Origin of the sequence: Streptomyces sp. CB01201 (genome assembly GCF_002803085.1) — a bacterium.
In the GTDB taxonomy this organism is placed as follows: domain Bacteria; phylum Actinomycetota; class Actinomycetes; order Streptomycetales; family Streptomycetaceae; genus Streptomyces; species Streptomyces hundungensis.
Window position 1 is genome coordinate 143,769 of the sequence record NZ_NNBJ01000014.1, and the last position, 11,612, is coordinate 155,380.

General features: G+C 72.8%; 8 protein-coding genes. 6 read left to right on the forward strand and 2 right to left on the reverse strand.

Going from position 1 to position 11,612, the window contains the following annotated elements; genetic code table 11:
- Positions 1-7 precede the first annotated feature (7 nt).
- From CG740_RS27640 to CG740_RS27655, 4 genes are all read left to right on the forward strand, one after another.
- Entirely contained in the window at positions 8-811 is an 804-nt protein-coding gene (locus tag CG740_RS27640; protein WP_100578054.1) for an ABC transporter permease, read from the forward strand.
- A 31-nt stretch (positions 812-842) separates the two neighbouring features.
- On the forward strand, positions 843-2,264 hold the full coding sequence (locus CG740_RS27645) for an NAD(P)/FAD-dependent oxidoreductase (RefSeq protein ID WP_100577988.1): 1,422 nt from the start codon (positions 843-845) through the stop codon (positions 2,262-2,264).
- A 219-nt stretch (positions 2,265-2,483) separates the two neighbouring features.
- Complete coding sequence (locus tag CG740_RS27650) at positions 2,484-2,957, forward strand: hypothetical protein (RefSeq protein WP_100577989.1); 474 nt, start codon at positions 2,484-2,486, stop codon at positions 2,955-2,957.
- A gap of 98 nt (positions 2,958-3,055) precedes the next feature.
- Positions 3,056-4,873, forward strand: coding sequence for a chitinase (locus tag CG740_RS27655; RefSeq protein ID WP_234376514.1), 1,818 nt, complete (start codon positions 3,056-3,058; stop codon positions 4,871-4,873).
- On the opposite strand, the gene CG740_RS27660 is transcribed toward CG740_RS27655, so the two are convergent.
- Together CG740_RS27660 and gabT are read right to left on the reverse strand one after the other, a co-directional pair.
- A complete protein-coding gene (locus CG740_RS27660; protein WP_100577990.1) occupies positions 4,824-5,621 on the reverse strand; it encodes a phosphatase PAP2 family protein in 798 nt (265 codons plus the stop codon). The genes CG740_RS27655 and CG740_RS27660 overlap by 50 nt on opposite strands.
- A gap of 102 nt (positions 5,622-5,723) precedes the next feature.
- The gene (gene gabT / locus CG740_RS27665) at positions 5,724-7,058 is read right to left on the reverse strand and encodes a 4-aminobutyrate--2-oxoglutarate transaminase (protein WP_100577991.1); all 1,335 of its coding nucleotides are present in this window, start codon (positions 7,056-7,058) and stop codon (positions 5,724-5,726) included.
- Between the two features lie 247 nt (positions 7,059-7,305).
- Here gabT and CG740_RS27670 point away from each other — a divergent pair, with 247 nt between their 5' ends.
- Together CG740_RS27670 and CG740_RS27675 are read left to right on the forward strand one after the other, a co-directional pair.
- On the forward strand, positions 7,306-9,729 hold the full coding sequence (locus CG740_RS27670; RefSeq protein ID WP_100577992.1) for an ATP/GTP-binding protein: 2,424 nt from the start codon (positions 7,306-7,308) through the stop codon (positions 9,727-9,729).
- Between the two features lie 194 nt (positions 9,730-9,923).
- A complete protein-coding gene (locus CG740_RS27675) occupies positions 9,924-11,477 on the forward strand; it encodes a PucR family transcriptional regulator (protein WP_100577993.1) in 1,554 nt (517 codons plus the stop codon).
- The last annotated feature ends 135 nt before the right edge of the window (positions 11,478-11,612 follow it).

An 11,612-nucleotide genomic window follows, 5' to 3' on the forward strand; every position in this document is an offset into this window, starting at 1 on the left:
GAGTCTCATGCCCATCCTCAAATGGCTGCGCCGCAACTTCGTGGTCATCGCGGGGCTCGCGACCCTCGCGTATCTGATCCTGCCGAACGTCGTCGTGATGGTGTTCTCGTTCAACAAGCCGAACGGGCGCTTCAACTACTCCTGGACGCGGTTCTCCACGGACGCCTGGAAGGACCCGTGCGGTGTCGCCGACATGTGCGGCTCGCTCTCGCTCTCGTTGCAGATCGCCTTCTGGGCGACGATCGGCGCGACCGTGCTCGGCACGATGATCGCCTTCGCCCTGGTCCGCTACCGGTTCCGGGCCCGCGGCGCGATCAACTCGCTGATCTTCCTGCCGATGGCGATGCCCGAGGTCGTGATGGCCGCCTCGCTGCTCACGCTCTTCCTCAACATGGGCGCGCAGCTGGGCTTCTGGACCATCCTCATCGCGCACATCATGTTCTGCCTCAGCTTCGTCGTCACCGCCGTCAAGGCCCGTGTGATGTCCATGGACCCGAGGCTCGAAGAGGCCGCGCGCGACCTCTACGCGGGCCCGGTCCAGACGTTCCTGCGGGTGACGCTGCCGATCGCCTCGCCCGGCATCGCGGCGGGCGCGCTGCTCGCCTTCGCGCTCTCCTTCGACGACTTCATCATCACCAACTTCAACGCGGGCTCCACCGTGACCTTCCCCATGTTCGTGTGGGGCTCGGCGCAGCGCGGCACGCCCGTGCAGATCAACGTCATCGGGACGGCGATGTTCATCGTTGCCGTCGTGGTGGTCACCGCCGGACAATTCATTGCGAACCGGCGCAAGAACAGCGCGAAAGCGTAACCGTACGCAGTTCCTGAGGGAGTTGGAAATCATGGCCGTGACCCGAGCCATGAAGAGCGCAGCACGGCAGTCCCTGGCGGGCGCGAAGCCCGTCCCCTTCTGGCTGGAGGACCCCGGCCGCCCCGAGGCGCTGCCCGCCCTCACCGGCGACGAGCGGTGCGACCTGCTCGTCGTCGGCGGCGGCTACAGCGGACTGTGGACCGCGCTGATCGCCAAGGAGCGCGAGCCCGGCCGCGAGGTCGTCCTCATCGAGGGCAAGGAGATCGGCTGGGCCGCCTCCGGCCGCAACGGCGGCTTCTGCGCGGCCTCGCTCACCCACGGTCTGGGCAACGGCCTGGCCCGCTGGCCCGGTGAACTCGCCAAGCTCGAACAACTCGGCGCGGCCAACCTCGACGCCATCGGGGACGCGGTCGCCCGCTACAAGATCGACTGCGACTTCGAGCGCACCGGCGAGATCGACGTGGCCACCGAGCCGCACCAGCTGGAAGAGCTGCACGAGATGTACGAGGAGGCGACCGGGCTCGGCTTCGGCGGGCTCGAACTCCTCGACGAGCAGGCGCTGCGCGCCCAGGTCGACTCGCCCACCTTCCTCGGCGGCCTCTGGGACCGCGACGGCGTCGCCATGCTCCACCCGGCCAAGCTCGCCTGGGGCCTGAAGCAGGCCTGCCTGGACCTGGGCGTACGCATCTACGAGCACACCCCGGGCCTCTCGCTGACCCGGGTCGGCAGCGGCATGGGCGTGCGCACTCCGTACGGCAAGGTGCGGGCCGAGCAGGTCGCGCTCGGCACCAATGTGTTCCCCTCGCTGGTCAAGCGGCTGCGCCCGTACACGGTCCCGGTGTACGACTACGCCCTGATGACCGAACCGCTCTCCGCGGACCAGCTCGCCTCGATCGGCTGGCAGGGCCGCCAGGGCCTCGGGGACGCGGCCAACCAGTTCCACTACTTCCGGCTCTCCGCGGACAACCGGATCCTGTGGGGCGGTTACGACGCGATCTACCCCTACGGCGGGAAGGTGCGCAGCGAGTACGACGACCGGCCCGAGACGTACGCCAAGCTCGCCGAGCAGTTCTTCTACTGCTTCCCGCAGCTGGAGGGGCTCCGTTTTGGGCATGCGTGGGGCGGCGCGATCGACACCTGCTCGCGGTTCTCGGCGTTCTTCGGCACGGCCCACGGCGGCCGGGTCTCCTACGCCGCCGGGTACACCGGGCTCGGGGTGGGCGCGACCCGCTTCGGCGCCGATGTGATGCTCGACCTGCTCGCCGGGGAGCACACCGAGCGCACCGAGTTGGAGATGGTGCGCACCAAGCCGCTGCCGTTCCCGCCGGAGCCGGTGGCCTGGGCGGGCATCGGCATCACCAAGTGGTCGCTGGCCCGGGCCGACGAGCGGGGCGGCCGGCGCAATCTGTGGCTCAGGGCGATGGACCGGGTCGGCCTTGGCTTCGACAGCTGACGGCCCCGGACCGCAACAGGGCTTCCCCCTGCGGCAGTTGAGTGCTTGATCATCCCGTACGCCCCCGGGTCACGCCGGGGGCGTACCCCTTAGATCGCCCTGTGACCCAGCTCACTGCCGATTGCTGCGCGAAGTCGCGTCATAACCCGGCCCCGCGCCGCTCTCTCCCGTGGACGCACTGGCTGTGTCCAGTGGAGCGGGTCGAGCGGAGGGACGGCAATGACTGCCTCGGGGTCGAAGACCGCGGTGGAATGGCTGGCGTCGGTGGCGCCGGATCCCGATGCCTGCCGGTGGGAGTGGGAGCGCAACCCCCTCGGGGTCGCCCTCCTCCCGGCCGGCCGGCGCTGGGACGTACTGATCGTGCCGGGCGAGCTGGGCCACCACACATTCGATGTGCTGGCCCGGCTCGTGGACCGGCCGGGTCCCGTGCTCGTCGACTTCGGCGACGCGCGGATGGGCTTCTTCGTGCCGCCCGGCACCGCCGCGCGCTGGCTCGGCACGGGGGTGCGGGGTGCGGGCCACGGCACCTGGATCGTGGTGCCCTATCCCGGCCGGACGACCGGCGGGGTGCGCTGGCTGGTGCCGCCCGACGGCTCGGGCACGCTCACCGACCCCACCCTCCTGGAGCTGGCGATGCACGAGGCGGCGGCCCGGATCGCGCGCGACGGGGACAACCGGGACAAGGGGGAATGAGTGGGGGCGGACGGCTGCCGGAAGCCTTGACAACCGGATTGGTCTGGACCATGTTGTGCGCACTTCGTGTCTCAATACCCCCTTGCCTGGAGGCAGTTGTGGACCGCACCAGACATCCGGCCCTCCGGTCATCGCTCTGCGCCGCCCTGACGGCGGCCGCCCTCGGCGCGGCCGGGCTCGTCGCCGCGGCGCCGTCCGCGCAGGCCGCCGACGCCGACCTCATGCGCAACGGCGGCTTCGAATCCGGGCTCGACGGCTGGAGCTGCACCGCCGGCAGCGGCGCCGTGGTCACCTCGCCCGTGCACGGCGGCACCCACGCCCTGAAGGCCACTCCGGCCGGCAGCGACAACGCACAGTGCGCCCAGAGCGTCGCCGTCCAGCCCAACTCCACCTACACGCTGAGCAGTTGGGTGCAGGGCAGCTATGCCTACCTCGGCGCGTCCGGCACCGGTACGACCGATGTGTCGACCTGGACCCAGTCCGCGCCGTCCTGGCAGCAGCTGACCACCACCTTCAAGACCGGCGCGAGCACCACATCGGTGACCGTCTACACCCACGGCTGGTACGGCACCGGCGCCTACGAGGCCGACGACGTGAGCCTGATCGGGCCCGGCGGCACCCCCGTCCAGCTGCCGGCCGCCCCCGCCGGGCTCACCGCCTCCGGCGCCACCTCCTCCGGCATGAGCCTGAGCTGGTCCCCGTCGGCCGGCGCCACCGGCTACAACGTGTACCGCGACGGCGCCAAAGCGGCCTCTGTGAGCGGGACTTCGGCCACCGTCACCGGCCTCGCGCCCAGTACCTCGTACAGCTTCCAGGTCACCGCGACCAACAGCGCGGGCGAGTCGCCCAGGTCGGCCGCCGTCAGCGCGAGCACCACCAGCGGCGGCACCACCCCGCCGCCCTCGGGGCACGCGCTGGTCGGCTATCTGCACGCGTCCTTCGCCAACGGCGCCGGCTACACGCGGATGGCGGACGTGCCCGACGACTGGAACATCATCGACCTGGCCTTCGGTGAGCCGACCTCCCCGACCTCGGGCGACATCCGCTTCACGCCGTGCCCGGTCAGCGAGTGCCCCACCGTGGAGCCCCTCGCCGACTTCAAGGCGGCCATCAAGGCCAAGCAGGCCGCGGGCAAGAAGGTACTGATCTCCATCGGCGGCCAGAACGGCCAGGTCCAGCTGACGACGACCGCCGCCCGCGACACCTTCGTCTCCTCCGTCTCGAAGATCATCGACGACTACGGCCTCGACGGCCTCGACATCGACTTCGAGGGCCACTCGCTGTCGCTCAACACCGGCGACACGGACTTCCGGAGCCCCACGACTCCCGTCGTCGTCAACCTCATCGACGCCCTGAAGACCCTCAAGGCCAAGTACGGCTCCAAGTTCGTCCTGACCATGGCCCCGGAGACGTTCTTCGTGCAAATGGGCTACCAGTACTACGGCTCGGGCCCCTGGGGCGGCCAGGACCCCCGCTGCGGCGCCTATCTGCCGGTGATCTACGCCCTGCGCGACTCGCTCACCCTGCTGCACGTCCAGGACTACAACTCGGGCTCGATCATGGGCCTCGACAACCAGTACCACTCGATGGGCGGCGCGGACTTCCACATCGCCATGACCGACATGCTGCTCACCGGCTTCCCGGTCGCGGGCGACACCACCAAGGTGTTCCCGGCGCTGCGGCCCGACCAGGTCGCCATCGGGCTGCCGGCCTCCACCCAGGCGGGCAACGGCTGGACCAGCCCCGCCGAGGTCACCAAGACCCTGGACTGCCTGACGAAGAAGGCGAACTGCGGCACCTACCAGACCCACGGCAGCTGGCCGGGCCTGCGCGGGCTGATGACGTGGTCCATCAACTGGGACCGGTTCAACGGCGGAGAGTTCTCGAAGAACTTCGACGCATACCCGTGGAGCTGAGCACCAGGAGCGCCCCGCACAGGCAGCAGCTGGCCAGCACGTCCAGGGGCCAGTGGTAGCCGTGCAGCACCAGGCCGGTGCCCGTCGCCGCCGTCAGCACCCCGGCGGCGACGGGCAGCGGCCAACGCCGGCGTACGAACGGGGAGAGCAGCAGCGCGGCCGCGCCATAGGCCACCATTGCGGTCGCGGTGTGGCCGGAGGGGTAGTAGCCGGTGGCGGGGTCGAACGGGCCCGGCCGGGCGGTCCACTCCTTCAGCGGCACCACGAGCAGCGGCACCAGGGCCATCGTGGCGGCGGCGATCAGGGCCCGGCGGCGCAGCCCGCGCCACAGGGCGTAGCCGATCGCCAGGGCGAGCACCGGCAGGGCGACCGGCATGCTGCCGAGGTCGGAGAGTCCTTCGGCGAGCCAGGAGGGGCCGTGGCCGGTGAGCGAGGGATCGAGGCGCTCGTCGAGACGGCGCAGCGGGCCGTCGGAGACGACCTGCCAGGTGATGACCGCGAACACGCAGAGCAGCGTGACGAAGAGGAAAGCCGGCCGCCCCGGAACAGGGGGGGAGGTTCCGGGGCGGCCGCCTTGACCGGCGTGCCGCTCGCCCCGGGGGGTGTGGGGCGGTCGGCCGGCCGATCGGTGAGGAGTTCCGGAGCCAGGGGCTCCAGTGGTGTGCGCGAGGGCACGACCAGGGCAGGGCTGGGGAAGCTCCGCTCTGGAATCGCCCGCAGTCCCCTGCGGGCGGGGTGTTTCTCTCATCTGCGGAAACCGTACGGCAGACAGCGGGGGACCGACAGCGGGAACTCCATCCCGCCATCGGCCCCCCACACCTTCTTCACAGGCGGTACCGGTCGCTCGGCGTCACACGCCGGCGAAGGCCTGCTCGATGATGTCGAGGCCCTCGTTCAGCAGGTCCTCGCCGATGACCAGCGGCGGCAGGAAGCGCAGCACGTTGCCGTAGGTGCCGCAGGTCAGGACCAGGAGGCCCTCCGCGTGGCAGGCCTTGGCGAGTGCGCCGGCGGCCTCCGGGTTCGGGGTCTTCGAGGCGCGGTCCTTGACCAGCTCGATGGCGATCATGGCGCCGCGGCCGCGGATGTCGCCGATGATGTCGTACTTCTCGGCGATGGTGGCCAGACGGGCCTTCATGACCTCCTCGATGCGCTTGGCCCTGCCGTTGAGGTCGAGCTCCTTCATCGTCTCGATCGCGCCGAGCGCCGCGGCACAGGCCACCGGGTTGCCGCCGTAGGTGCCGCCGAGGCCGCCCGCGTGCGCGGAGTCCATGATCTCGGCGCGGCCGGTCACGGCGGCGAGCGGCATGCCGCCCGCGATGCCCTTGGCCGTGGTGATCAGGTCGGGGACGATGCCCTCGTCCTCACAGGCGAACCACTGGCCGGTGCGGCAGAAGCCGGACTGGATCTCGTCCGCGACGAACACGATGCCGTTGTCCTTGGCGAACTGGCTGATCGCCGGCAGGAAGCCCTTGGCCGGCTCGATGAAGCCGCCCTCGCCGAGCACCGGCTCGATGATGATCGCGGCGACGTTGTCCGCGCCGATCTGCTTGTTGATCATGTCGATGGCCTGCGCGGACGCCTCGGCGCCGGCGTTCTCCGGGCCGGTGAGCCAGCGGTAGCCGTAGGCCACCGGAACGCGGTAGACCTCGGGCGCGAACGGGCCGAAGCCGTTCTTGTACGGCATGTTCTTGGACGTCAGCGCCATGGTCAGGTTGGTGCGGCCGTGGTAGCCGTGGTCGAACACGACGACGGCCTGGCGCTTGGTGTACGCACGGGCGATCTTGACGGCGTTCTCGACGGCCTCCGCGCCCGAGTTGAACAGGGCGGACTTCTTGGCGTGGTCGCCCGGGGTCAGCTCGGCCAGCTGCTCGGCGACGGCGACATAGCCCTCGTACGGCGTGACCATGAAGCAGGTGTGGGTGAAGTCCTGCAGCTGGGCGCTCGCGCGGCGCACCACGGCTTCGGCGGAGGCGCCGACCGAGGTCACCGCGATGCCGGAGCCGAAGTCGATCAGGCGGTTGCCGTCGACGTCCTCGATGATGCCGCCGCCCGCGCGCGCGGTGAAGACGGGCAGAGTGGAGCCCACACCGGCGGCGACCGCCGCGAGACGGCGGGCCTGAAGCTCCTGCGACTTCGGGCCGGGGATGGCGGTGACGACGCGGCGCTCCTGCGGGATCGCGCTCATGACGGGCTCCTGGAGATTTTCTGGGGGATTCGGACGCTTCCTTGGCTTTCTTGGCAGGCTAGGGCGCGCGGACGGCCCCTGGCATGCGCCGTTCGGTAGTGGTGGGGGTGTGTCCCTTGTCCTCGGCGGACAGTTCCCCCGGGCGGGCGCGCGGTGCGCGGCAGCGGTGAACCGTCGTGCGCTGGCACTAGATTGAGCGTTCGCACCGCTCGGAACGGACCTGGCTGGTCAGGGGGGCAAGGGGTCGATGGACACCGAAGGCACGTACGACGCACGCGGCACCCGTTCGGGGTCGGTCCCGCGCCCCGCCGGACCGCCGCCCCGCCCGGCGCTCCCGCCCCGGCCCGTCGAGGCGCCCACCGCGGGAACCTCGCTCGGCGACTGGCTGCGCACCCCGCGCGCCCCCGCCGAGCCGGGCCTGTGGCGCTTCGGCCACAAGCCGCGTCCCGACGCGGACCCGGACCGGGTGCCGGACCGGGCGCTGCTGGGCGGCGCCATCGTCGCCCTGCTCGCGGCCTCCCTGGTCTGGTCGCTGTGGCGCAACGGGTACGTCCCGCACAGCCGAATCCTGCTCGAACTCGTCACCCCGGCCGACTGGTGGGGCCTGGAGCGGCCGCAGGCCGCCACGACCGCCCTCGCCGTCTACAACAGCCTGGTGGCGGTCGTGATCCTGTGGACGGCGGGCCGGCTCGGCAACTGGCACGAGGTGTTCCGGCGGTACGCCGTCGACCATCCGCAGCCCTCGCGCGCGCTGCGCACCGCGCTGGCCGGGGCCTTTCTGGCCTGGTGCTTCACCCAGGCCGACAGCCTCAACGACTACGCCCCGTCGGTGGCCACCGTGCAGGCGGGCGCGTCGCCGCCGCGACCCCTGCTGCCCTTCGGCGACCTCGCGCTCTACCTGATGCCGCACGACTGGCTCTACAGCGGCACGGGGACGGACGTCGCCGACCGCCTGCGCACCTTCGCGACCTGCTACCACCTGCTGGGCGCCGCCGTGATCCTCTGGCTGACCGCACGGGCCGGCGACTGGCTCACCGCGGTGCGCGGCCTGCGGGCCGGCCGGGGGAGCGGTGCCGCCCCCGGCGGCCCCGCACCCGCCGCCGGAACGTCCCCCGCCGACTGGCCGCAGCTGCGGGACGCCGGGCTCGGGGCGGTAGCCGACCGGCTGGTGGCCGAGGAGCGCTCCGGGCACATGAACGACGTCGACTGCGTCCGCATCCGGCGGGCCTGGACGACGGTCAAGGCCGACCCGGCCCGGCTCGGCGCGTTCACCGAGGCCGTCGCGGGCCAGGGCGCGCGGGCCTGCCTGCACCCCTCGGGCGACCGCGACCTGCCCGCCCGTGCCGCCACCCACGACCTGCTCACCTCCCAGGTACGGCTCGGCCACTACCCCGACACCGACCGCACCCCGGCCACCCGCCGGGGCGCGGGCGCCGCGATCGACCCGGGCTCGCTCGGCTCCTCGCTGCTGGCGATCGGCCCGTTCGGCTCGGGCAAGACCCGGCACCTGGTGCGGCCCGTCGTGGAGTCGCTCGCGCTCCAGGCGCTCGCCGGGAAGGCCGCCGTCGTCGCGGTGTGTGCCGCGGGCACCCCGCTGGGCCCGGACGACGGCTACGACGTCGTGATCAAACCCGGCGACCCGTCCTCGGCGTACGACCTCGACCTGTACGGCGGCGCCACCGACCCCGACGAGGCGGCGGCCCTGCTCGCCGAGGCCTTCGCGGGCGACCTCGCCGAGGTCGACTCACGGCGGGCCGCGACGGTCCTGGCCCAGCTGCTCGGTCCCTACCGCGCGGCCCACCGGCGCTTCCCCTCCGTGCCCGTGCTGCGCGAACTGCTCGACGGCTCACCCGGCGCGCTCGCGGACCTGCGGGCCCGGCTCGACGACGAGACCCACCGCACCTACCATCGCGAACTCGACGCCAGGGAAAGGCAGTTGGGGACACCGGGCGACCCGGGGCTCGCGCTCGCCGCACGCGTCGCGGTGCTCGACCGCCCGGCCTTCGAGGGCTTCTTCGACACCACCGGCGAAAGCCGGCCGTTCTCGCTGCGCGCCCTGGAACACCCGCTGCGGGTCCGCGTCGACGTACCCGAGCGCGCCCACCCGGAGGCGGCCCGCCTCCTGACCCGGCTGATCCTGGCCCAGTTCACCATCGGCGCGACCGCCCGCGGGGACCGCTCGCTCTTCGCCCTTCTCGCCCTCGACGACGCCACGCACGCCGTCACCGCCGAGTCCGTACGCGGCCTGCAACGGCTGCGGAACTGCAACGCCGGGGTGCTGCTCACGCTGCGCGCACTCGGTGACGTCCCCGAACCGCTGCACACCTCGCTGCTCGGCTCGGTCGGCTGCCACATGGCGTTCGCCGGGCTCAGCACCTGGGACGGGCGGCTGTTCGCGCAGGCGTGGGGCACCGAATGGGTGGAGACCACCGAGGTCGCCAAGCACACCGTCTTCGCGGACCAGCCGCTCACCCGGGCGGTCCACGCGCTGCGCAAACTCGTCACCGGAAAGGCGGTCACCACCGACGCCGTCACCGTGCGCAAGGTCGAGCGCGAACGCTGGTCGGCCTCCGAGCTCGCCCACCAGGTGCCCGCGGGGCACGCGGTGCTCTCGCTGACCACGGTGAAGGGAGAGCACGCGCCGCCCCTGCTGGTCGATCTGCGGCGGTGACGAGCCGAGGGGGGGGCGACGATCTGCCGGGTGAGGCGCGGCCGGTAACGGGCGGTCGAGCGGCCCCCGGGTATCTGGCCGGGCTGGCAAAATGGGAGTGTGCGTTCATACGGGACGTAGTAATGGCCCGCGGTCCGTCCGTCCCGTACGCCCCGCGTACGTCCCGTCCTTTCCCGTCGAAGGTAGCCGGTCCCATGCCGCCCACGCTCGCCTCGCTCGTCCAGCACTCGGCGCTCAAGCTCACCGTGCGCGCCGGCGAGGAACACCTGGACCGCCCGGTGCGCTGGGCCCACGTCAGCGAACTCGCCGATCCCGTCCCGTACATGGAGGGCGGCGAGCTGCTGCTCATCACCGCGATGACGCTGGACGCGGAGGACCCGCAGGCGATGCGCCGCTACGTGCGCAGGCTGTCGCGGGCCGGAGTGGTCGGGCTCGGCTTCGCGATCGGCGTCAACTACGACTCCGTCCCGGACGCGCTCCTGGACGCGGCCCGCGAGGAGGGCCTGCCCCTGCTGGAGGTGCCCCGGCGCACCCCCTTCCTGGCCATCTCCAAGGCGGTGTCGGCGGCCATCTCCGCCGACCAGTACCGGGCGGTCACCGCGGGCTTCGAGGCGCAGCGCGAGCTCACGAAGGCGGCGCTGTCCGACGGGCCGGCCGTACTGATCGCCAAGCTCGCCGCCCATGTCGACGGCTGGGCCGCGCTGTACGACACCTCGGGCGCGGTCGTGGCCGCCGCCCCGGAGTGGGCCGCGCGCCGCGCCGCCCGGCTCACCGGTGACGTGGCCCGGCTGCGCGAGCGCGCGGCCCCGGCCAGCGCGGTGGTCGGCGGCGCCGACGAGGCGTCCGGGGACCGCGTCGAACTCCAGTCGCTCGGCACCGGGCGCCGGGTGCGGGGCGCGCTCGCCGTCGGCACGGGGGCGCCGCTCGGCACCGCCGAGCGGTACGCGGTCCACTCGGCGGTCGCGCTGCTCACCCTCACCACCGAACGCTCCCGCTCGCTCCAGGCCGCCGAGCAGCGCCTGGGCGCGGCCATCGTGCGGATGCTGCTCTCCGGGCAGCAGGACCACGCCCGCGCGGTCGCGGGGGACCTGTACGGCGGGCTCCTGGACGCGCCGTTCCGCCTCGTCATCGCCGAGCCGGTGGGTGACGGCGACCCGGCGGGGCTCGGGGCGCTCGCCGAGACGATGGAGTCGGCGGCCGCGCGCTGCGGCGAGGCGGTCCTGGTGGTGCCGGAGGCCGCACGGCTCGTCGTGCTCGCCGCGGACGGGGGCGAGGCGGTCTCGGCCTGCCTCGCCCACGAGGCCGCCGAGGGCGAGGAGGTCGTCGTCGGGCTCTCCGCGCCGGCCGGGCCGATCGCGGCGGCCTCCGCGTACAAGCAGGCCGAGCAGGCGCTGTCGGTCGCCCGGCGCCGGGGCAAGCCGCTCGTCGAGCACGAGGAGCTGGTCGCGGGGTCGGTGCTGCCGCTCCTCGCGGACGACGCGGTGCGGGCGTTCGCGGACGGGATGCTGCGGGCGCTGTACGAGCACGACGCGACGGGGCGGGGTGATCTGGTGGCCTCGCTGCGGGCGTGGCTCTCGCGGCACGGGCAGTGGGACGCGGCCGCCGCGGACCTCGGGGTGCACCGGCACACCCTGCGGTACCGGATGCGGCGCGTGGAGGAGATCCTGGGCCGCTCCCTGGACGACCCCGACGTCCGCATGGAGCTCTGGCTCGCCCTGAAGGCAACCTCCACCCCCGACCCGGGGTGACCCCGACCCGGGGTGGCCCCGACCCGGGGTGGCCCCGACCCGGGGTGGCCCCGACCCGGGGTGGCCCCGACCCGGGGTGGCCCCGACCCGGGGTGGCCCGACCCGGGGTGGCCCGACCCGGGGTGGCCCCCGCCC